Genomic DNA, 22,816 nt, shown 5'->3' on the forward strand with positions numbered 1-22,816 from the left:
GAGGGACGATGAGGCGATTTTTAATCGGCTTTATGGTATTTATGGCAGCTTTCTTTTCATTCTCATCTGCCAAGGCTGAGTTTAGATTTGGGCTTTTGCTTGTCGGTCCTTACAACGACCACGGATGGAGTCAGGCTCACTATGAAGCTGGAAAAGAGCTTGAGAGAGAGCTTAAAGGCGTAAAGATGATTTACATTGATAAGGTTAATCCTGCTGACAGACCGGGAATTACAATTCCTGAACTTGTTGATGACCTTGCGGATAAGGGAGTTAAGCTGATAATAGCAAACTCTGATGATATGAAAGATGGAATTAGGGAAGCTGCTCTTGAGCATCCTGAAATCTACTTTATCCATATCTCCGGAGATGATGCTCTTACTGGGAAAGCTCCTAAAAACCTTTCAAATCTCATGGGTAAGATGATTTACGGCAAAATGATGGCGGGATTTGTTGCTGGAATGACAACAAAAACCGGAAAAATAGGGTATCTCGGTCCACTTATTAACGATGAAACAAGAAGACTTGCAGTTGCTGCGTATCTTGGTGCAAGGTATGCGTGGGTTAATGTTCTCCATAAAGACCCTAAAAAGTTGAAGTTTAAAGTAAACTGGATAGGGTTCTGGTTTAACATTCCTGGTGTTACTGCTGACCCTACACAGGTAAGTAAAAACTTCTTTAATGAAGGATACGATGTTGTGATTTCCGGAATTGATACAACAGAAGCTCTTGTTGTAGCCGGTCAGATGAGAAAGAAGGGAAAAGAGGTATGGGCGATTCCTTATGATTACAAAGGTGCCTGCAAAATAGCTCCAGATGCGTGTCTTGGAGTCCCCTATTTTAACTGGAAACCGGGATACAAGCATTTTATAGAGATGGCAAAAAGTGGCAAATGGAAGCAGGAGTGGCTCTGGCTTGGCCCTGACTGGAAAGACATAAACAATCCTGAAACAAGTTCTGTTGGTTTTGTTACAGGCCCTGCTTTAAAACCTTCAGTGAAGAAGAAACTAGATAAGTTTATTAAAGGTCTTGCTGATGGAAAAATCCAGCTTTTCAAAGGTCCTTTATACTATCAGGATGGAACTGTTTTTCTTAAGCCTGGTGAAGTGGCAACGGATAAACAGATTTGGTATATGAAAAAACTTCTCAAAGGTATGGAAGGGCAGAGCGCTGCAAAATAAAGGATAAAAATGGAAATAAGATTTGAGAACGTTCATAAATACTTTGGTAAGGTTCACGCAAATAAAGGGATAACTTTCACTGTAAAAGCTGGAACGATTCACGGATTGATAGGAGAAAACGGAGCCGGCAAGAGCACATTGATGAAGATTCTTGCCGGCTTTATTTCTAAAAGCTCAGGGAAAATATATCTTGACGGTAAAGAGGTAAACTTCTCTTCCCCAGCAGAAGCTACCGGGTTTGGTATAGGAATGCTTTATCAGGAACCCTGCGATTTTCCTACCATGACAGTTATTGAAAACTTTATGGTAGGAGTTTCAAAAGAGTGGAAAGTTGATGAGGGAAAGTATAGAAAAATTCTTAAAGAGAAAAGTGAAAAACTTGGATTTTCCATAGACCCTGATAAGCCGGTAGGGCTTTTAACAGTTGGAGAAAGACAGCAGCTTGAGATCATCAGGCTTTTAACTCTCGGTGTAAAGACTTTGATTCTTGACGAACCCACTACAGGAATATCAAAAAAGCAGAAAGAGACCCTGTTTAACGCTTTAAGGCAACTTGCAAAAGAAGGGAAATCTATAATCCTTATTTCTCATAAGCTTCAAGATGTGGAAGTGATATGTGATAGAGTTACCGTTTTAAGAGAGGGTAAAGTTGCAGGTGAAATGGAAAGACCCTTTAACAGGGAAAAACTTCTTGAAATGATGTTTGGTAAAAAGCCACCAGAGATTAAAGATGAAACGGTAGTTCCTGGAGAAACAATATTAAAATTTGAGAATGTTTACGCCCACGGAGGCAGAGCTGGATTAAAAAATTTAAATCTTGAAATAAAAGAGAAGGAAATTATAGGTCTTGCCGGTCTTGAAGGGAGCGGTCAGGAGGTTTTTTTAAGGGTAGCTGCAGGTCTTATACGACCTTATAAGGGAAAAGTAAGGAAAAATAGGAAAATTTTCAGAAATAAATTAAGTGAGAAAGTTTTTCTTCCAGCTTCAAGGCTTGAAGAGGGGCTTTTCCCATCACTAACCCTTCTTGAGCATTACGCCCTTGGATTTTTTAAAAACTACTTTATAATCCCGTGGGCAAAAGCGAGAGAGAAAGGAAAGAAACTTATAGAAAAATTTAAAATTAAAGGAAGTCTTGAGGATAAAGCTGCTTCTTTATCAGGCGGAAATCAGCAGAGGCTTCTTATTTCCCTTATAAAAAAAGACACAAAACTTTTATTACTTGAACAGCCGACAAGAGGGCTTGATACTGAATCATCAGTATGGATGTGGGAACATTTTAAAGAGTTTGCAAAAAAAGGTTCTGCAATAGTTTTCACATCTCCCGAGCTTGATGAGATTTTCTCTGTGGCAACGAAAATAGTGGTTTTCTTTAACGGCAGGGTTGTTCTTTCAAAGCCTAAAGAGGAAACTTCTCAGGAAGAAGTTGCGGCGGCAATTGCAGGAAATGTTGAAGGAGCTGAAGTTGAACACTAAAATCGTTACTTCTGATGGGATAAAGCTTTATAGAAAGTTGAAAAGAAAGGAGCGGATAAAGGAACTCTTAAAGCCTATTGTAAGAATAGGTGTTGTGATTCTGTCCGTTTTTCTGATTACAACTTTGCTCCTTCTTGCTATTGGAGTTAATCCTTTTGAGGTTTACACCCTACTTTTAAAGGGGGCACTTGGCTCAAAATATAGAATTGCAAGGGTTTTAAATGTATGGATTCCTTTAACCCTGTGTGCATGCGGTCTTTTATATACCTTTTCACTTGGTTTGTGGAATATAGGCATTGAAGGGCAGATAATGCTCGGTGCTGTGGGAGCAACTGCAGCTTTTAAGTGGCTCTATCCTCAATTTCCAGCAAAATATGTTCTTATGGCTGGGTTTTTAGCCGCTGTTCTTTTTGCAGGAATTTGGGCGCTGCTTGCCGGTATTTTAAAGACGAAAGGTGGTGTTAACGAGATTTTTGCAGGTCTTGGATTGAACTTTGTGGCTCAGGGTCTTATACTCTGGCTTATTTTTGGACCGTGGAAAAGGCCGGGTATTGCTTCTATGAGTGGAACAGAACCTTTCAGTAGAGAGCTCTGGCTCAGTGTAATAAGAGGGTTTAAAGTTGCTCCGGCTGGCTTAATTATGGCAGTGGTATTCTTTCTTTTTACTGTTTTCGTTTTTAAATATACAAGGCTCGGACTGTTTTTTAAAGCTATAGGGGATAATCCGACTGCTGGAACACTTTTTGGAATATCTGTTAACCGTTACAGTTTACTTGCAATGTTTTTTGCCGGTTCTGCTGCCGGTATGGCAGGTTTTTTTCAAACGGCAGGAGTTTACCACAGACTTATTCCTGCCATATCAAGTAATTACGGTTATCTTGCTCTGCTTGTTGTTATGCTTGCAAACTTTAAGTATTGGCCGGTTCCGTTTATTGCTTTCTTTTTTGCGTGTCTTAACGTAGGCAGTATTCAGCTTCCTATGGTTTTGAAGATAGATTCCTCTTTAAGTGGTATTATTCAGGGTTTGTCTGTTCTTGTGTTCCTTATAGTTTATAACTTCCAGAAATTAGGAGAAAGGAAAAAGTAATGGCTGTGGATTATTCAACCGTTATGGCAACAATTGTAAGTGGAGCGGCTCCTTTAATATTTGCATCTCTTGGAGAGACAGTTACAGAAAGAGGAGGAGTTATTAACCTTTCTCTTGACGGGACGATACTGCTTTCGGCAATGACAGGATTTGCTGTTGCCTTTAAAACCGGAAATGTATTTTACGGTTTTTTAGCTGCTGGAATTGTTGGTGCAGTTGTTGCAGGAGTGGTTGCCGGGTCAACTCTGTTTTTAAGGGTATCTCAGGTTGCCGTGGGTTTTGTTCTTGCCCTTATGTGTAAGGATCTTGCATACTTTCTTGGAAATCCTTTCAGCAGGATTCAGGGTCCCCAGCTTTCTTATATGCCGATTCCTTTGCTTGAAAAGATTCCTGTAATAGGAAAAATATTTTTTCAGCAGAACGTGATGGTTTACTTAAGTTATATTCTGATTTTTCTTGTCTGGTTTTTCCTTTATAAAACCAGATTTGGCTTAATGTTAAGATGTAGCGGTGAAAACCCTGAAGCTGCCTTCACAAGGGGAATACCGGCAGAGAAATTAAAGTTTATATTTACTCTGGTAGGCGGTTTTTTGGTGGGGCTTGCTGGAGCTCTTTATTCTTTGAGTGTTAAACCGGGATGGGGAAGACCGCAGGGCGCTGAAGGAATAGGCTGGATTGCCCTTGCTATTGTTATTTTCGGCGGTTGGGAACCTTTCAAGGTTGCTCTTGGATGTTATCTTTTCAGTTTCCTTCAAATTGCAGGCATACTTCTTCAGGACAGATTTCCGTCTGTTCCGGCGCAGGTTTTTCAGGTGGCTCCTTTTCCGCTGATGATTTTTATGCTTCTGGTAATAAACTTTTTCAATAAAAAAGAGGTTCAAGAAAAGGCTCAGACAAATAGATTTTTGAGGATTCTTTCAAAGATATTTAAAGCCACTCCTCCAGCATCTCTTGGAAAAGTGTTTTACAGAAGCTGATTTTTAGTTAGTGGCTTTTTTAGTTGTTGCTTTTTTGTCACTCTGAGGGAGCGCAGCGACCGAAGAGTCTAAAAGGATGAGATTCTTCGGGCTTTGCCCTCAGAATGACATTTTCCCGTCACTCTGAGGCTACGTAGTAGCCGAAGAGTCTCAAATGAGAACCTTCGGGCTTTGCCCTCAGGACGGTGGATTCTTCGCTGGTGCTTAGAATGACTTCTCTCTCCTGTCACTCTGAGGGAGCGTAGCGACTGAAGAGTCTGAAAGGATGAGATTCTTCGGGCTTCGCCCTCAGAATGGCATTTTCCCGTCACTCTGAGGCTACGTAGTAGCCGAAGAGTCTCAAATGAGAACCTTCGGGCTTTGCCCTCAGGACGGTGGATTCTTCGCTGGTGCTTAGAATGACTTCTCTCTCCTGTCACTCTGAGGGAGCGTAGCGACTGAAGAGTCTAAAAGGATGAGATTCTTCGGGCTTTGCCCTCAGAATGACATTTTCCCGTCACTCTGAGGGAGCGCAGCGACCGAAGAGTCTAAAGTCCTGGCAAAAAAATAGACCCTTCGCCTTGCTCAGGGTGACGGGAAAAAACTCAGGATGAGGGGGAGTGAAAAGTGTTCAGGATGACAAAAAGAAAGTGTTCAGGGTTACATAAAAGCTTGAAGTTCATTTGAGTTATTTTTAATATTTTAGTAGTAGAAACCTAATTAAACAGGTGATAAGTGTGAAAGAAGAGATTTTGATGAAGCTCAAGGGTTTAAAAAAGAAACTCAGGGAAGTTTATGGAATAGAAGAGATAGCAGTTTTTGGTTCTGTAGCAAGGGGTGAATGCACTGAAAATAGTGATGTTGATATAGTTATTCTAAAAATGAAGAAAAAAATGGTTTTAAAATTGCTGGTGCCAGAAATTTCCTGAAAAGTGAACTAAACAGAAACGTTGATCTGGGACTTTACGATTCGCTTAATCCTTTTATAAAGGAAATTGTTAAAAAGGAAATGATCAGTGTCTAAAAGAAAATTTCCGGAAATTTTCTTATTTGATGCTTAAAAAGTCACTGTGAAATTCAAAAGTCCAGAGTCTTTATTGCGCAATTTCGTATGTTGGAATAGTGTTATAAGGGAATTTGAAATTTTAGGAGAGGCAGCAAAACATCTTATCAGTTCAGGATTGATAAATGAAGATTATAGAGTTGTTTTTGACTTCAGAAATCTGTTGATTCATCATTGTTTTGGGATAGATGCAGAAGTGGTCTGGAATGTTGTGAAAAACGACCTTCCGGAATTTAAAAAAGTAATCATAGATGCAATAAATAGAATTAAGCCATCATTGAAGATGCAACTGATAGATTCTTATACAAGGATGAACAGCCATTTAAATTTTATTCTAAAAGAGTTAGAGAAATTTAAAGTGTAATATGCTTTTTTTCTTCTCTCATTTTGGGGCTGCGCCCTCAGAATAACATTTTTCCTGTCACTCTGAGGGAACGAAGTGACCGAAGAGTCTCAGATGAGATCCTTCAGGCTTCACCTTCAGGATGACAGGAAATACGTTTAGGGTGTCAGCTCAAAACAACAGGAAAAATTGAAAAAGGATCATTTTGATATAAATTTCAAGTAAAAGTAGATGGAAAAATAGCAAATGGCAATAGACAGATTGCAATTTTACTTAAAAGAAGCTCAAAACCATGTAGAAAGGTTAAATGATGTCCTTGAAAGATTAAAACCTTTATATCCTCTTAACACAAACAAATTTAATGTTTTGACATCTTCCCAGAAAGATATGCTTGATACTCTTGCTTTTAGATTTTCAAAGTTACAGGATCTTCTTGGTTCCAGAATATTTAGAGAATTTTTAAATCATACAGGATATATAACGGAAGGGAAAACATTCCTGGAGCTTCTAAGAGAAATAGAAAAGGAAGGTATAATTGATATTGATACATGGAGTCAATTCAGGAAAATCAGAAATCTGATTGCACATGATTATCCAGATGAACTATCAGAAAAAATTGAAGCCATAAATTTTTTAATAGAAAATGCGCCAGTATTAATAAAGGTGGTGGAGAAAATTGAAGATAAGGCTTACAGATGAAGAAATTCACACAATAAAAAAATTAGCACAGGATATTTTTGGTGAGTGTAAAATCTATATCTTTGGAAGCAGGTTAAAAGACAAAAAGGGGGGAGATATAGATATATATGTTGTTCCAGAAGAAAAAACGAACTTGTTTAAAAAAAAGTTGAAATTTTCATCCAAGCTTGAAAATTTACTGGGAAAGCCCGTTGATGTTGTTGTAAGCAGGGATATAAATAGGAAAATTGAAAGAGAAGCTTTAAGAGGAGTAAGATTATAGCAACTTGGCAAGATTTTTATCTGGCAACAGGAAAGAAGAGATTCTTCGCTGGCGCTCAGAATGACTTCCCTCTCCTGTCACTCTGAGGGAGCGCAGCGACCGAAGAGTCTCATATCCTGGTAAAGGATGAGATCCTTCACTTCGCTCAGGATGACATTTTCCCGTCACTCTGAGGGAACGAAGTAGCCGAAGAGTCTCAAATGAGATCCTTCGGGCTGCGCCCTCAGGGCGGTGGATTCTTCGCTGGCGCTCAGAATGACTTCCCTCTCCTGTCACTCTGAGGGAGCGCAGCGACCGAAGAGTCTCATATCCTGGTAAAGGATGAGATCCTTCACTTCGCTCAGGATGACATTTTCCCGTCACTCTGAGGGAACGAAGTAGCCGAAGAGTCTCAAATGAGATCCTTCGGGCTGCGCCCTCAGGGCGGTGGATTCTTCGCTGGCGCTCAGAATGACTTCCCTCTCCTGTCACTCTGAGGGAGCGCAGCGACCGAAGAGTCTCAAATTTCATGGCAAAATCCTCCACAGAGCATAAATTACTTTTCCATGGATATGATGATACCCCTTGGTGGTGGCAATGAGATAGGTGCAAGTGCCTATCTCTATTTTATAGGCGGAAGAAAGATACTTATTGACTATGGGATAAGGTTTAATAATAAAGAGTCTTTTCCTGATCTTGAATTTTTAAAGTCTTTAGCTCCTGAAATTGATGCGATAATTATCACTCATGCACACATAGACCACTGTGGTGCGTTTCATATAGCATCTTCCCTTTATCCGGACACACCTGTTATAACAACTTTTGAAACAGCAGAACTTTTATCTTTAATGGTTGAAGATGCAATTAAGGTCAGATATATAGGAAGGGAAGAGGAAAGCTTTACAGAGTATAAGCTGTTTGATGAAGCTTTTTTAAGAATAGAAAGAAAGGATTTCTTTGAGCCGTTTACTTTTGGGGATATTGAGATAACACTTTTCCCTGCAGGACATATTCTTGGTGCTGCATCTGTTCTTTTTAAATGGGATGGAAAATCTCTCTACCACACGGGAGATATATCCTTAAAAGATCAATTCACTGTAAAGGGAGCGGTGTTGCCTGATGAAAAGGTGAATTTTCTCGTTATGGAAAGCACCTACTACTACACAGACAGAGACGGCGGAGATGAAACCTCTCTTGTTGAAGGTGTAAAGGAAATAGTGGAAAGAAAAGGGAAAATTCTCATTCCTGTTTTTGCCCTTGGAAGGGCTCAGGAGATTATATCTATCTTAAAAGAAGGTATGATGAAAGGGGAGATTCCGCCGATAAATGTTTATGTTGATGGCCTTGCGAGAGAGGTTTGTAACATTTATGAACATAACATAGATAAAGAGTTTTTTAACTTCTACATCCAGCCTGCTCCTTTTTACGAAGGGCTTTCTTACGAGGAGGCTTGTGAGGAGAATTTAAGGGAAGCGGACTGTATAATTGCAACATCCGGGATGCTTATGGAAAATACTCCCTCCTACATTTACGGGAAATTGATAGGTAAGAGAGCTAATAACGGGATAATATTCAGCGGTTATCTTTCTGAGGAAAGTTTTGGATACAGACTGCTTAAAGAGAAGAAAAAGCTGAAGAATTTTAAGTGCCAGATACTTAAACATCACCTTTCAGCTCACGGTAGCGGGAAAGATTTAAGAATGATAGAAAGTGTGCTTTCTCCTGATAAAGTTATTCTTGTACACGGTTATCCGTCAAAGGAAAAGAGAATCCGTCATGCAGCCAACAGGGAGGTTGTTTATCTTTGAAAATCTACCTTGGTTATCCTGAGTCTTATATCGGAAGAGAGCATTTTAATATAAAAGATCTTTTTCTGAACGAAGTAAGAGTTGATTATAAAACTGTTCCTGTAGAGGTGAAAAAGAAACTTCTTGGAGTTTTAAGTTTTTTGAAAGAATCGGATTACATATTTATGGATGAGATAAAGTATGATGCATCGGACATCCTTGAGTTTGCCCTTTTTAAGTTTAAAAATGAAAGTGTAGATACCGTTATTCTACCTGGATACACTTACGGAAAATCAACTTTTATAGTAAGGGAGCTTTTAAAAACTGTATTTGGCAGAAATGCAAACATATACCACGATTTTAATTTTTTCCCAAAAGATACAGTTGTTGTTAACATAGGATACCGGGAAACATCAATCTCTGTGTGCGGAGACCTTTTAACGGTTATCAATATTGGGGAGTATGATTTTGTTGATAATTTTGGAAATTATCTTTTTAATAGACTTCTTGCGGAGAAGAAAATCTCAAATGTGGAGCTTAGAAAGAGCGGAAAAAGGGGAGTTTATCTTGATAAGTTGAGAGGAAATGGTGCAAGAATTCTTTTTGGTAGAACTGATAAAGTTGATTTTCAGGAGGAAAGTTATAAGAGGACAATCTCTCAAAGTGAACTTGATCTTGCCCTTTCACCCCTTACAGGGAGAGTAAACTTTGGAGATATCGTCACAGAGATAACAGATATTTCATCTGCTGTTGTCAGTGCACTTTACCTTTTTGAGGAGAAAGAGAAGGTAAAACCTCAGATAAGGAAAGTTGTATTGATCGGCAGGATAGCTCATCTTTATAAGCCTGTTTTTGAGAGAATATTTGGAATTTCTCCTGAAATCATTAATCCTTCTGATCTTTTGGAAAGAGAACCTGTTTTCTCTAAAAATAGAGTGTCTTTTGAGAGATTTATAAAGGGATACAAAGGATACGACTATTTTGAAGTTAAAGAAGAGAGGGAAATTTGTGAAGATAAAGAGTTCAGAGAGTTTATTGTTGATTTAAGGAAAGCTTTTAAAGATAGAAGTTTAAAAGGACTTTACCTTATTGAACTGTTGTCGGAGAAGGAGCTTGGCGGGGAGGATAGATTTAAATTTGTAAATGAACTTGTTAATATTTCAAGACTTTTAACTTTTAAGAATAGGAAAGATCTTCTCTATATGGATTACATTATAGCGGCGCTTTCAAAAGTGGAAATTCCAGAAGCTCTTTTTTTAAAGGTGGAGAATTTCATTAAAAAGATAGCTTTCCGCTGGAATATCCCTTTAAAGACAAGGATGAACATAGTTTATTTCTGTTATAGATACCGTGAGAAGCTGAAAAGTAAAGATTGGTTCAAAGTTCTCCTGCCTTTAACTGTCACATGGATAAGAGATAAAAAACTTTCAGAAGGGGAAAGACTGTTTATAAGGAACATCCTTTCATCCTGACTGCCTGGTTTGTCATTCCCTGTCATCCTGCGTATTCCTCTTTTCGTCATTCTGAGGGCGTAGCCCGAAGGATCTCCAAAAACGTCATCCTGAGCGCTTTTCCATTTCGTCATCCTGAGCGCCAGCGAAGGTTCTCATCTTCCAGACTCTTCGGTCACTACGCTCCCTCAGAGTGACGAAGAAGTGAACATTCTGAGTATTCCCCTTCCGTCATTCTGAGCGATAGCGAAGAATCTCACTATCTAAAATACTCTCATAGAGATCCTTCCACTCTGGATTAAAGCGATTTATCAAATCAACCTTAAACTGCCTTTTCTTTCCCTTTAAATACTTTTCTCTTTTAATTGCTTCCTCAATTGAGTCAAATACTTCATAATAAACCAATTTAGTGCAGTTATACTTACTGGTAAATCCATCAATAAGCTTATTTCTGTGCTGATAGATTCTTCTTACCAAATCACTTGTAACACCGATATATAAAACTTTGTTGTTTTTATTCGTCACAATATACACAAACCCTTGTTTGCTCATAACTCCATATATTTTTCTGCCGTTTGTGGATTTCTCCTTTCGTCATTCTTACCACTTCTATTTTTATCATCCTGAGCCCTTTTCCCTTCCTGTCATCCTGAGGGTGCAACCCGAAGGATCTCATTCTCTGAGACTCTTCGGCTACTTTGTAGCCTCAGAGTGACAGGAAACGTCATCCTGAGCGAAGCGAAGGATCTCATCCCTTGAGACTCTTCGGTCACCACGCTCCCTCAGAGTGACAAGAAAAGTGTCATCCTGAGCATTCCCCTTTCCTGTCATCCTGAGCGAAGCGAAGAATCCACCGTCCTGAGGGTCCAGCCCGAAGGATCTCATCCTTTGAGACTTTTCTGAGACTTTTCGGTCACCACGCTCCCTCAGAGTGACAAGAAAAGTGTCATCCTGAGCATTCCCCTTTCCTGTCATCCTGAGCGAAGCGAAGAATCCACCGTCCTGATCCAGCCCGAAGGATCTCATCCTTTGAGACTTTTCTGAGACTTTTCGGTCACCACGCTCCCTCAGAGTGACAAGAAAAGTGTCATCCTGAGCATTCCCCTTTCCTGTCATCCTGAGCGTTAGCGAAGGATCTCATTCTCTGAGACTCTTCGGTCGCTGTGCTTCCTCAGAGTGACGAGAAAAGTGTCATCTTTAGGGTGAAATCCCAAGAATTTATCATCAATAAGCCCCTTTTCCCGTGAGCATAACCCAAATTGTTTTTAAAATAATTTTTATATCCTTCCAGAATGAGAGATTTTCCACATACTTTAAGTCAAATTTAATTCTATCTTCAAAAGTTGCTTCATTTCTTCCTTCTACCTGCCAGAGACCTGTTACACCAGGTTTTACAGATAAAAGCTTTTTCCTAACATCTTCAGGGATTTTATAGTCGTCAAATTCTTTGTATATATAGGGTCTTGGCCCTACAACACTCATATCGCCTTTCAAAACATTTAAAAACTGGGGGAGCTCATCAAGACTATACTTTCTCAAAAATCTACCAATAGGAGTAACTCTTGGGTCATAACTTTTAAGTTTTCTATAAAGTTCCCATTCTTTTTTAGCTTCCGGATTTTTTTCAAGATATTCTTCAAGAATCTTTTCGTTATTTGGATACATTGTTCTAAATTTATAAACAAAAAATTCTTTGCCATTTAACCCGGGTCGCTTTTGTTTAAAAAAAACACTTCCCCCATCAGTTAACTTTATTGCTGCTGCTATTGGAATCATTATTGGAAGTGTTACCAATATGGCAAACAAAGAAAAAACAACATCAAAAGGTCTCTTCCACCACGGAATTTTAAACTCTTTTTTCAACCCAACCTCTTACTTTTTTTAATTATAAATTCTTCCTATTCTTCTGTTATCCTGAGCATCTTCCCTGTCATTCTGAGGGCGCAGCCCTAAGAATCCCATTTGAGACTCTTCGGTCGCTATACTCCCTCAGAGTGACAGAGGAAGAGTCATTATGAATTTTATTTCTTTGTCATCCTGAGCAAAGCGAAGGATCTATTTTTTCACCAAGACGTGAGACTCTTCGGTCGCTGTGCTCCCTCAGAGTGACGGGAAAAGCGTCATTCTGAGTGCCTCCATTTCGTCATCCTGAGCGCAGCGAAGAATCTATCCCTTGAGACTCTTCGGTCGCTGTGCTTCCTCAGAGCGACGGTAGAGGAAAGTCATCCTGAACATTTCCCTTTCCGTCATCCTGAGGGCCCAGCCCGAAGAATCTATTCTACCGAAATTCTTATAATTTCACTCCCTTTAGAGCTTCCCTTTCAATTTTTCTATCTGTATTTCTGTTTACCACAACATCAACAGGTTTTCCCAGTAAATTTTCAAGTTTAGATGAGAGCTTTAACTTTTTTTTGAAGAGATTTGATTTTTCCTCTGGAACAATATATATATCTATATCTCCTCCTTTTTTTTCTTTTAATCTGCTTCCAAAAATATATACTTCACAATCTCCAAAAATATCCTGTGCTAATCTTTTTATAGCAAGTATTTCTTCATCTGTAAGCCTTACTTTCAATTTTTTTTACCACCTTTATGAGTGTTGGTGCGTTTTCTATTAAGAAATTTATGGCTTCAATTTTCTCCAGTATTTCATCTGGATAATCATGTGCAAGTAAATTTCTTATTTTCCTGAATTGACTCCATGTATCAATATCAATTATACCTTCTTTTTCTATTTCTCTCAGGAGTTCCAGAAATGTTTTACCTTCTGTTATGTATCCTGTATGATTTAAAAACTCTCTAAATATTCTGGAGCCAAGAAGATCCTGTAACTTTGAAAATCTAAAAGCAAGAGCGTCAAGTATATCCTTCTGAGAAGATGTTAAATTGCTAAATTTCTCTATGTTAAGTGGATACAAAGGTCTCAATCTTTCAAGAACATTATTTAACCTTTCCACGTGGCTTTGAGCTTCTTTTAAATAAGATTGCAGTCTGTCTATCGCCATCTGCTGCTTTTCCATTTAATTTTATTTGAAATTTATACCAGGAAGGTTGTTTTTCAAATTCTCCTGTCATCCTTGGTGCCAGTAAAGAATTTCATTCATAATCCTTTAGAGACTCTTCGGTCACTACGTTCCCTCAGAGTGACAGGAAAAACGTCATCCTGAGCATTTCCCTTTCCGTCATTCTGAGCGAAGCGAAGAATCCACCGTCCTGAGGGCGCAGCCCGAAGGATCTCATTCCTTGAGACTCTTCGGCTACTTTGTAGCCTCAGAGTGACGGGAAAGTGTCATCCTGAGTGCTCCATTTCGTCATCCTGAGCGGAGCGAAGGATCTATCCCTTGAGACTCTTCGGTCACTACGTTCCCTCAGAGTGACGAATAACAACTCATCCTGTGCATCCCTCTTTTCGTCATCCTGAGGGTGCAGCCCGAGGGATCTCATTCTTTGAGACTCTTCGGTCGCTGTGCTCCCTCAGAGTGACGAGAAAAGCGTCATCCTGAGCATTTCCCTTTCCGTCATTCTGAGCGAAGCGAAGGATCTCATCCCTTGAGACTCTTCGGTCGCTGTGCTCCCTCAGAGTGACGAGAAAAGCGTCATCCTGAGCCCCCCCTTCCGTCATTCTGAGCGAAGCGAAGAATCTCATTCCCTACAATACCTATCATCAAACCTGACTATATCATCTTCTTCAACATATTCTCCGACCTGAACTTCTATCAACTCAAGAGGTATCTTCCCCGGATTTATAAGCCTGTGCTTTCTTGTTTTCGGAACAAAAATACTTTCATTCTCATGCACAAAAATTTCCTTTAAATTTCCATTATCATCTTCAAGGATAACCTTAGCTGTTCCTTTTACCACTACCCAGTGTTCACTCCTGTGGTAGTGAAGCTGCAAACTTAAAGCCTCCCCCGGCTTTACAGTAATCCTTTTTATTCTGTATCTATCCCCCTTTTCAAGCTCAGTGAAACTTCCCCATGGACGATAAACTGTTGTATGAAATTCTGTTAAATGCTTAAACTTCTCACTTTCTTTTAACTTTCTTACAACTTCTCTAACCTTTTGACCTTCCCCTTTCTTTGCGATTAACAAAACATCATCTGTTTCAATAATCATTAAGTCTTCAATTCCAATAGTAGAAACAACTCTTTTATTACCCAAAATCAAAGAATCTTTTGTATTAATATCGATAACATTACCAACCTTTACATTTCTATTTTCATCCTTTTCCATCACTTCATAAAAAGCATCCCATGAGCCTACATCTGACCAAGTTATGTCAAGTGGCAAAACAACACCCTTTTCTGTTTTTTCCATTACAGCGTAATCTATAGAAGTATCCGGCATAGATTCAAAGTTCTCCAAAACTTCTTCAAATGTACTATTTTCTACTTTTTCATAAATTTCAGGTGCATTTTTCTTAAATTCTTCAAAAATCGTTTTTATAGTAAAAGCAAACATTCCACTATTCCAGTAGTAATTTCCTTTTGCTAAATACTCTTTAGCAGTTTCTAAATCGGGCTTTTCGTGGAATTGCCTCACTTTGTAAATGGTAGGGTTAGTTGAGGGTGAGTTGTGGTTAGTTTCGGTTAGTGATAGAGCACTATCGGCTTCAATATAGCCGTAGCCTGTTTCTGGTTTTGTAGGTCTAATACCAAAAGTTACGATATATCCTTCTTTTGCTATTTTTTCAGCCTTCTTCATGTATTCAGCAAACTTTTCAACAGGTGAAATAATATGGTCAGAAGGAGATACAAATAAAACTTCATCTTCAGATACTTTAAGCTTTTCAAGTGCAAACTTTGCTGCAAGCGCTATTGCTGGAGCCGTGTTTCTTCCCAACGGTTCAAGAATTAGATTAAAAGACTCAACGCTTGAATCGTTAAATACTTCTGAGAGCTGGTTTTTAATGTGGAATTGGTAATCTTTATTAGTTATTATGATTAAATCTTCCGGATTAACAGCAAGTAAACTTCTTTCAACAGTTTTTTGAAATAAGGATTTTTCATCACCGATTTTTAAGAATTGCTTGGGATATTTTTTTCTTGATATTGGAAAAAGCCGTGTACCACTTCCGCCAGCAAGAATTATTGTTTTCATTAACTTTCCTCCAATTTTAACCAAAAAATTCTTCTATTTTCTTATCTACAAATTCCTTGAATTCTTTTTTAAACCTTTCTTTACTGAATTTTTCAGCGTTTTTTTGAATTTTTATTCATAGATTATTCGTTATTAACATCCTATATCAAAAATTAAATATCTCTTAAAAATTTTCTTACTGCATCAAGAACAGTATCTACAGAAATTGATTCCATACATTTATTTTTATTACAACCATATTCAAATCCTAAGTTTAAACACGGAGAACACTTCAATGGGCTTTGAATAGCAACAGAGTTTTCATTTAGTGGCCCCCACCTTTTAGAAGATGTAGGGCCATGTAAAGCCACAAGATTACAGTTTAGAGCAGAAGCTAAATGCATAATGCCGGTATTTACGCTAATTACCAAAAAACTTTTCCTTAGTAAAAGAATTACATCTTTTAGAGATAATTCACCAGCGACAACGTTTACAAAATCTTTTCTTTTACACAAATTATAAATGTGTAAAGCACGATTTCTATCTACTTTTGCCCCAGTTAAAGTAATGAGATATCCTTTACTCGTCAAGTAATCTATAAGTTGTATCCAGTAAGTTTCAGGCCACTCCTTTAGATAACTTCTTGAACCTCCTGGAAACATATGAATAACAATTAGTTTTTTATCTTTCTTAACATTAGTATCTACTTTAATTTGCGGGAAATTGCTATCTTCTATATTTATTTGTTTAAGAATATTTTTATAATTAAATAATTCATGAATCTTATCACTATGCTCTACGGCAGTATCATAAATGTAATGTCTATATTGATTCTTAGTTTTAAATCCTACTTTAAACTTAGCATTAGCAAAATAAGAAAATAAAGCATTCAACCTTGGCCATGGACCAAAATCAAGCCAAGCATCAAACTCATATTGTTTTATTATAGAAATTGCATTGAATGGATTCTTTATAGGTAGCTTTATAACGTTCACATTAAAGAATGCTTCAGCTATTATCTTTGCTATTTCGTAATTACTTGAACCTGTAAATAAAGTTATTTTAGCTTGAGGCATACTTTCATTTATACCTCTTATAATAGCACTAAGTAAAACAGTATCACCTATAGCAGCTGTTTTTAATAAAGCTATCTTTTCAATTAATTGAGGTCTTTTTCTCTTTCTGTTAAAAAATCCTAATGTGAATATTACTGGAATACCAAAATATCTATCTAAAAATTTTAAAAGTTTACTGCCCCTCTCATTGTTATATTTTTTACCCATTTAAAGATAACCTCCACTCCTTTTCAAAGTTTGAACATAGTCCTTAACTCCTATTTCTAATTCTGTGAAGGACTTCTCATATCCTGTTTTCTTTAAATTTGTTAAATCTGCCTCTGTGAAAGTTTGATATTTTCCCTTTAATTGCTCAGAAAAAGGAATAAACTCAATTTTTACATCCTTATCATATAATCGTTGCATTATCTTTGCTATATCTAAAAAACTTCTTGCTTTACCTGTACCACAATTAAATATTCCTTTTTTATCTGGATTCTCAAAGAAAAACATATTAACATTAACAACATCTTTTACATATATGAAATCCCTCTTGAAGTTCTCGCTACCTTCAAATAATTTCACCTTTCCTTCTTTTAATATTTGATTATGAAAATGAAATACCACAGAAGCCATTTTTTCTTTATGATTTTCCTGAGGACCATAAACGTTAAAATATCTAAGTCCTACAATTTGAACCTCTACATTGTTAATAATCCGCCTCACATAATGATCAAATAGAAACTTTGAAAAGGCATAAATATTCAGAGGATATTCGCATCCTTTTACTTCTCTAAAACCATTTTTTCCAGTCCCATAAACAGATGCAGATGATGCATAAATAAACCTTATCTTATTATCCATAGCAAAATGCAACAACTTTTTACTATAAGCATAATTATTTTCCATCATATATCTACCATCATACTCCATTGTATTTGAACATGCTCCCTGATGAAATATAACTTCTATGTTTAAACCTTGGAATTTAGAAAGATTCTCTATAAAGTCTCGTTTATCTATAAAATCCAAAAATTCTAACCTATTTAGATTTCTATGCTTCTCTGAATTTTCTAAGTTATCAACGATTAATATTTCGTCAATTCCCTTCTCGTTTAGCTCCTTAACTATATTACTTCCAATGAAACCAGCTCCTCCAGTAACTATTATCACTAGTTCCTCCTATCTATTTCTCATTTTTTCTATTAGAAATGTTGTAGAATAGCCTTCAATAAAAGGTAAAGTTATAGTTTTCTTCGCAAACTCTCTTCCAACAATCTCTTCTAATTTGTAATCTCCTCCCTTAACTAATACATGAGGTTTTATTTCCTTAATAAGGTTATAAGGCGTATCTTCATCAAAAATAACTACATAATCAACGAACTCTAAACTTGCAAGAAGTTCTGCTCTGTCTTCCTGCCTATTTATAGGTCTATCTTTACCTTTTATTCTCTTTACAGAATCATCACTATTTAAACCTACAATAAGAACATCTCCCAATTCCTTAGCTTTTTTCAGATACTCAATATGTCCTCTATGTAAAATATCAAAACACCCATTTGTAAAAACAATTTTTTTTCCTTTTTCTCTCAACATAGCTATCTCTACTATCAGGTCTTGAAGATGTCTAAGCTTTCTATTCCTATAAACTTTTAAAGCGTTCTTTAACTCATCCAAAGTAATAGGTGCCGTACCTATTTTCCTTACTACTATTCCAGCTGCTGTATTTGCTATCTTGATAGCATCTGAAATATTAATCCCTGCAGATATAGCCGTTGCCAACGTTGCAACTACAGTATCTCCAGCCCCTGAAACATCATAAACCTCTTTTGCTTCGGATCTAATGTGATGCACCTCGTTTTCTGCAATTAAAGACATTCCTTTTTCTGAACGGGTTACCAATAAATACTTTAGGTTATACTTTTCTCTAACTTCTTGTCCATAAGTTTCTATCTCTTTATCATCATTTCTTATTTCTATTTTCAGTAAATCAGAAAGCTCTTTTAGGTTAGGTGTGATAATTGTTGCTCCTTTATATTTGCTCCAATCGTTACCTTTAGGATCAACTATTACAGGGAGATTTTTTTCTCGAGCTTGGTTTATAACAAATTGGGATAACTCAAAGTTAACCATTCCTTTACCATAGTCGGAGATAACCAGACAATCAACTTTATTAATTAGAGTCAAAATATATTCTTTTACCCTTTCTATCTCTTCCTGTTCTAAATGTTTTATCTCCTCAAAGTCTATTCTAACTATTTGCTGATGTTCACCAACAACTCTTATCTTAGTAATTGTAGGTAAATCTCTTTCTAAAAGATGATATTTAACTTGTTTTTCGTCTAAGAGCTGCTTGATAACGCTTTTATTAGAATCTTCTCCTACAGCTCCAATCATGTAAGCTTTAGCTTTTAAGTTGATAATGTTGTTAACTACATTACCTGCACCACCCAGAGTATATTCTTCACGATTAACTTTAACTACAGGAACCGGAGCTTCAGGAGAAATTCTATTTACATTTCCAAAATAGTATTTATCTAACATCAAATCACCAAGGACAAGGACTGAAGCATTAGAAAAGTCCAACTTATCAAACATCTGAAAACTCCCTATCTACAATTTCACATACTATGTGTCCGATTAATATATGACATTCCTGAATTCTCGGAGTATTATTTGAAGGAACTACTATGGCTAAGTCAACTAAATCTTTCAACTTTCCTCCGTTTTTTCCAAGCAAACCTACTGTATAACATCCAATTTCTTTAGCTTTTAAAATACCTCTTATCACATTCTCGCTATTACCAGAGGTTGATATACCTATTACTAAGTCTCCTTTATTAGCCAGAGCTTCTATCTGTCTTGCAAAAATTTCATTAAAGGAATAATCATTTCCTACCGCTGTTAGAATAGATGTATCTGTCGTTAAAGCTATTGCTGGTAGCCCTTTTCTTTCTTTTTTAAATCTTCCTACAAGTTCAGCTGCTATATGCTGACAATCTGCTGCACTTCCTCCGTTGCCCATAAGTAAGACTTTATTGTGTTTTTTTAAAATATCACTTAGTTTCTTTCCTAAATTTTCTATTTCGTTCAGAAGATTTCGCAATTTAGTTACGGTTTCTAAATGTTCCTTAAAAGCTTTTTCCGTTATTATCATTCACTACCTCCACTAGCTTATTAAATGCCTCATCTACACTGTCATACTCCCCTAAAAATCAAGACCAAAAATTCAGAAAATTTGTTAAGTTCCCTATGCAACTTCTTCATCTCCTTCTTTTTCCATTCAGTCTCTGCATTTCCCTTCAGATTGTTATAGCTTGCAAATATTTGCTTTATCCCAAGTTCTGAACAGAATTTCATAAAGCTTTTACTCGTAGGTTGACTTCCATAATCACTGACAAGTTTTATCCCTTTGCCCATGGCTCCTTCAGGATAACCGTTGAAGAGTGCTTCTTGAAGAGCAGTTATCCATTGACTGCTTTTATTTCTTAGGGAAATTTCATATCCAAGTATCTCTTTTGTGTACCAGTCAATCACTATTATCAGGGTCGCCCATCCAGGCCTATCTATCCCAAACTTTGTGCCATCTATCCCAAGTATTTTCCTTGGCTTTATAACCTTCGGCTTTTTCTTTGGAGTTTTCAGTCGATTTCCTCTTCTTTCATTAGCCATAAATCCTCTTTCGATTTATCTGATAATTTCGTGCATATTTTTACATCCATTTTCTCTAACTTGGGATATTGTAGTTACATCTTCTGATAAATCAAACTGTTCTATTGCTAATGGAAAAAACACAAGATAATTCCTATATTTAGGTAGTTTTTGAATAAATGAAATTCTAATATCCGCTTTTTCAAAGATAGAACTTTTGAAATTCTCTTCATTTTTTACAAGAGTATAAATAGGAGAAGGATATAGTTTATAAATAACTTCTAATACTTTCTCTGCTCCTGCTAAAGTTGTAAGCCAATCATGAACAAGCGCTATTTTCAATTTTGAACAACCTCTTCTATTATTTTTGCAAGCTTTTCTGCTGATTTTTCCCAGCTAAATAATTTTACTCTTTCCAATCCTTTCTTTATTAATTCTTTTTGAAGCAGTTCATATTTTAAAACAGTTTCTATACCTTTTGCAATATCATTCACATCATAAGGATTTACATAATAAGCAGCATCACCGCAAACTTCAGGTAAACTTGCAACATTTGAAACTACAACAGGAGTTCCGCAAGCCATAGCTTCAAGTGGCGGAAGACCAAAGCCTTCGTAGAGAGAAGGATAAACGAATAATTTTGCTCTCTGATAGAGATTAACTAATTCTTCATCTGGAACATAGCCTGTAAACTCTATATTTGGAGTTTCCTTTATCAGTTGTTCAATTTCTTGGTTAGAAAAAACTTTATTTTTGCTTCCAACTATTAAAAGTTTATGTTCTTTTAACTTCAGTTTCTTAAAAGCTAAAATAAGATTTTTGAAATTTTTCCGTGGGTCTAAAGAAGATACTGCAAGGATAAAATTTTCTTTTTTTATAGAAGGATTAAAGGAAAACTTGTTCGAAATTCCGTTATAAATTACTTCTACTTTTTGTGATGGTATATTAAGCAAATTAATAATTTCTGTTTTTGAAAAATTGCTAACAGTTAGAATTATCTTTGCTTTTTTAGCTATTTTTGGAATTAAAGTTCTATAAAATAGGTAAAACTTTCTTGAAAACCATTCAGGATGTTTTAAAAAAGCTAAGTCATGGATAGTGATAATTTGATTTTTGTATATTAAAGGAGCAGCATTAACTAAATTTATTAAAAGAGAATTACCAACTTTTTTTAGATACACAGGCAGATCTACTTGCTCCCATAAATGCCCAGTATTTACTCCTATAGTTTTAACATTCAATTCATTTGCAATTTTAGTATGAAGAATATTTCTTGGAGAGACAAACACTACATTTAGCATTAGTTTTTTAAGTTGAAGTGAAATTTCTATCGCAAATCTTTGAGTTCCTGTAATTTTCTGAGTTAGGAAGCGAGAGTTAATTAAAATATTCATAACTCTCCTTTACCCTTACAAAAGATAATAGAATTTAAAGAAAAGAGAAAAACATTGATTAATAAAAACACATAAAAAGACCAAAAACCAGCAGTAATAAAGAATTTTGAAACAAAACTATATATAACTGTTTTACTATAACCCTTTATTGTATCTCCATAAAGCATAACGGATTTCTTTATTTGTAAATCTACGTACCTTAAAAAATAACCAGCTATTAATCCTAAAAATATTACTCCTAAAATACCAAAGTTAAAATATGCTTCACCAAACATACCAGGTCTTAAACCTGCATGTTCTGAAGGAGAAAAACCCACTATTTTATTTGTTACTACAGAAATAGCCCATTGGGATCTAAAATCTGAGATAAATCTTGGTATAAATGAAATTAATCCCGCAAGATAAGTTTTTCCTAAAAAGTATTCTCCATTCCAATACGATAATATCCAAGCGAAATCTCTTGTGTCTGAAAAATTATTACCATAAAAGATTTTAATAAAACCTTTTAATAAAACATTTGAAATATTATATTGACCATGCCTTAAGGAGTCTATATAAAGTGCTAAAAAAAGAGTAAGCAAACCTACTAACGATATTTTGAAGAAATTTTCTTTACCATTTTTATCAAAAATATAAAATAGATATAAAGTAACTAATGAACCCAAAATAGCTCCTCTTGTTCCTAAAAATATCCCGCCTGCTATTAAAATATAAACTAAAAGTTTAAATTTTACTTTTTTATATTTTAAGAAAAATAAAAAAGAGTACAATAAAGAAATGGGATATAATGAAATAGTAACATTATATAACGGTCTTAAAACATCATTTTTAAGGAAAAAGCCTCGCGGATTAAACAAATATCCAAACTTAACCTGTATTAAAAAAACAAAAAAGAGCATAATAATAGTTATGCTTGATAAAATAGTTACAGCAACTTCTCTTCTTAGGTTTGAATAAACCACCTTTTCAATGGGTAATATAAAAATATATAATATACTGAAAATAGTTTTAAGCTTTAAAGTATCATAGATATACCTACCAATCCATAAGCTAACATAACCAGTTACAGTAATTAAAAATGCTTTGTCAATATATTTCTCTAATTTATAATAATCATTTCCTGTCGATATAATATTCATAAAAGAAGCATTAAAAGGATACATCAGCAAAACTGGAATAAAAAATAATAAAAATAATGTAAAATACCAGTAATCTATAACCCAACCTGTTTTCTTTTTAGTATAATGCCACGATAGTATAAAGTGTAAAATTAAAATAATATCTAAAGTTAATAAAGGTAAAGAAAATCTTAACAAACCACTTACAAGTTCAATTTTATGGCCTATCTCAAACATCTGC

General features: G+C 36.0%; 23 protein-coding genes. 10 read left to right on the forward strand and 13 right to left on the reverse strand.

Features of this window, described 5'->3' with window-relative positions; translation table 11 throughout:
• The first annotated feature begins 8 nt into the window (after positions 1–8).
• The 10 genes from CHB58_RS00660 to CHB58_RS00705 all read left to right on the forward strand — a co-directional run bounded on the left by CHB58_RS00660 (position 9) and on the right by CHB58_RS00705 (position 10,299).
• Positions 9–1,178 (forward strand): BMP family lipoprotein, encoded by a 1,170-nt coding sequence (locus CHB58_RS00660; RefSeq protein ID WP_089322169.1) that lies wholly within the window; start codon positions 9–11, stop codon positions 1,176–1,178.
• A 9-nt stretch (positions 1,179–1,187) separates the two neighbouring features.
• Positions 1,188–2,651, forward strand: coding sequence for an ABC transporter ATP-binding protein (locus CHB58_RS00665; protein WP_089322170.1), 1,464 nt, complete (start codon positions 1,188–1,190; stop codon positions 2,649–2,651).
• Positions 2,641–3,738 carry an ABC transporter permease gene (locus tag CHB58_RS00670; protein ID WP_219350049.1) on the forward strand — a complete coding sequence of 366 codons (1,098 nt, stop codon included), beginning with the start codon at positions 2,641–2,643 and terminating at the stop codon, positions 3,736–3,738. Before CHB58_RS00665 ends, CHB58_RS00670 begins: the two co-directional genes overlap by 11 nt.
• Complete coding sequence (locus CHB58_RS00675) at positions 3,738–4,715, forward strand: ABC transporter permease (RefSeq protein ID WP_089322172.1); 978 nt, start codon at positions 3,738–3,740, stop codon at positions 4,713–4,715. Before CHB58_RS00670 ends, CHB58_RS00675 begins: the two co-directional genes overlap by 1 nt.
• A gap of 716 nt (positions 4,716–5,431) precedes the next feature.
• Positions 5,432–5,623: a nucleotidyltransferase family protein gene (locus CHB58_RS09085; protein ID WP_219350050.1), complete on the forward strand. Its 192-nt coding sequence runs from the start codon at positions 5,432–5,434 to the stop codon at positions 5,621–5,623.
• A 168-nt stretch (positions 5,624–5,791) separates the two neighbouring features.
• Positions 5,792–6,121 (forward strand): HepT-like ribonuclease domain-containing protein, encoded by a 330-nt coding sequence (locus CHB58_RS00685; protein ID WP_219350051.1) that lies wholly within the window; start codon positions 5,792–5,794, stop codon positions 6,119–6,121.
• A gap of 225 nt (positions 6,122–6,346) precedes the next feature.
• On the forward strand, positions 6,347–6,799 hold the full coding sequence (locus CHB58_RS00690) for a hypothetical protein (protein ID WP_089322174.1): 453 nt from the start codon (positions 6,347–6,349) through the stop codon (positions 6,797–6,799).
• Positions 6,777–7,061: a nucleotidyltransferase family protein gene (locus tag CHB58_RS00695; RefSeq protein ID WP_219350052.1), complete on the forward strand. Its 285-nt coding sequence runs from the start codon at positions 6,777–6,779 to the stop codon at positions 7,059–7,061. The genes CHB58_RS00690 and CHB58_RS00695 overlap by 23 nt, the downstream gene beginning before the upstream one ends.
• Positions 7,062–7,606: 545 nt before the next feature.
• On the forward strand, positions 7,607–8,848 hold the full coding sequence (locus CHB58_RS00700) for an MBL fold metallo-hydrolase (protein ID WP_089322175.1): 1,242 nt from the start codon (positions 7,607–7,609) through the stop codon (positions 8,846–8,848).
• Positions 8,845–10,299 (forward strand): hypothetical protein, encoded by a 1,455-nt coding sequence (locus CHB58_RS00705; protein WP_089322176.1) that lies wholly within the window; start codon positions 8,845–8,847, stop codon positions 10,297–10,299. The genes CHB58_RS00700 and CHB58_RS00705 overlap by 4 nt, the downstream gene beginning before the upstream one ends.
• A 210-nt stretch (positions 10,300–10,509) precedes the next feature.
• Here CHB58_RS00705 and CHB58_RS00710 read toward each other — a convergent pair whose 3' ends face one another.
• The 13 genes from CHB58_RS00710 to CHB58_RS00780 form a co-directional block, all read right to left on the reverse strand.
• On the reverse strand, positions 10,510–10,830 hold the full coding sequence (locus tag CHB58_RS00710; RefSeq protein WP_089322177.1) for a GIY-YIG nuclease family protein: 321 nt from the start codon (positions 10,828–10,830) through the stop codon (positions 10,510–10,512).
• 672 nt (positions 10,831–11,502) lie between these two features.
• Positions 11,503–12,141 carry a sugar transferase gene (locus CHB58_RS00720; protein WP_245807297.1) on the reverse strand — a complete coding sequence of 213 codons (639 nt, stop codon included), beginning with the start codon at positions 12,139–12,141 and terminating at the stop codon, positions 11,503–11,505.
• Positions 12,142–12,568: 427 nt separating this feature from the next.
• On the reverse strand, positions 12,569–12,853 hold the full coding sequence (locus CHB58_RS00725; RefSeq protein WP_089322179.1) for a nucleotidyltransferase domain-containing protein: 285 nt from the start codon (positions 12,851–12,853) through the stop codon (positions 12,569–12,571).
• Complete coding sequence (locus CHB58_RS00730) at positions 12,831–13,298, reverse strand: hypothetical protein (protein WP_143340982.1); 468 nt, start codon at positions 13,296–13,298, stop codon at positions 12,831–12,833. Before CHB58_RS00730 ends, CHB58_RS00725 begins: the two co-directional genes overlap by 23 nt.
• Before the next feature lie 622 nt (positions 13,299–13,920).
• Positions 13,921–15,378, reverse strand: coding sequence for a mannose-1-phosphate guanylyltransferase/mannose-6-phosphate isomerase (locus CHB58_RS00740; protein ID WP_089322182.1), 1,458 nt, complete (start codon positions 15,376–15,378; stop codon positions 13,921–13,923).
• A 152-nt stretch (positions 15,379–15,530) separates the two neighbouring features.
• On the reverse strand, positions 15,531–16,640 hold the full coding sequence (locus tag CHB58_RS00745) for a glycosyltransferase family 9 protein (protein ID WP_089322183.1): 1,110 nt from the start codon (positions 16,638–16,640) through the stop codon (positions 15,531–15,533).
• Complete coding sequence (gene rfaD / locus CHB58_RS00750; protein WP_089322184.1) at positions 16,641–17,585, reverse strand: ADP-glyceromanno-heptose 6-epimerase; 945 nt, start codon at positions 17,583–17,585, stop codon at positions 16,641–16,643.
• A gap of 9 nt (positions 17,586–17,594) precedes the next feature.
• The gene (gene hldE / locus CHB58_RS00755; RefSeq protein WP_089322185.1) at positions 17,595–19,010 is read right to left on the reverse strand and encodes a bifunctional D-glycero-beta-D-manno-heptose-7-phosphate kinase/D-glycero-beta-D-manno-heptose 1-phosphate adenylyltransferase HldE; all 1,416 of its coding nucleotides are present in this window, start codon (positions 19,008–19,010) and stop codon (positions 17,595–17,597) included.
• On the reverse strand, positions 19,003–19,569 hold the full coding sequence (gene gmhA, locus CHB58_RS00760; RefSeq protein WP_089322186.1) for a D-sedoheptulose 7-phosphate isomerase: 567 nt from the start codon (positions 19,567–19,569) through the stop codon (positions 19,003–19,005). The genes hldE and gmhA overlap by 8 nt, the downstream gene beginning before the upstream one ends.
• 41 nt (positions 19,570–19,610) lie before the next feature.
• Entirely contained in the window at positions 19,611–20,084 is a 474-nt protein-coding gene (locus CHB58_RS00765) for a DDE-type integrase/transposase/recombinase (RefSeq protein ID WP_089322187.1), read from the reverse strand.
• A 15-nt stretch (positions 20,085–20,099) separates the two neighbouring features.
• Complete coding sequence (locus CHB58_RS00770) at positions 20,100–20,405, reverse strand: glycosyltransferase family protein (RefSeq protein WP_180706383.1); 306 nt, start codon at positions 20,403–20,405, stop codon at positions 20,100–20,102.
• Positions 20,402–21,457, reverse strand: a complete 1,056-nt coding sequence (locus tag CHB58_RS00775) for a glycosyltransferase family 4 protein (protein WP_089322188.1) — start codon at positions 21,455–21,457, stop codon at positions 20,402–20,404. The genes CHB58_RS00770 and CHB58_RS00775 overlap by 4 nt, the downstream gene beginning before the upstream one ends.
• A complete protein-coding gene (locus CHB58_RS00780; RefSeq protein ID WP_089322189.1) occupies positions 21,454–22,812 on the reverse strand; it encodes an O-antigen polymerase in 1,359 nt (452 codons plus the stop codon). Before CHB58_RS00780 ends, CHB58_RS00775 begins: the two co-directional genes overlap by 4 nt.
• Between the last annotated feature and the right edge of the window lie 4 nt (positions 22,813–22,816).

The sequence above is a fragment of the Desulfurobacterium atlanticum genome, from assembly GCF_900188395.1.
Classification (GTDB): domain Bacteria; phylum Aquificota; class Aquificia; order Desulfurobacteriales; family Desulfurobacteriaceae; genus Desulfurobacterium_A; species Desulfurobacterium_A atlanticum.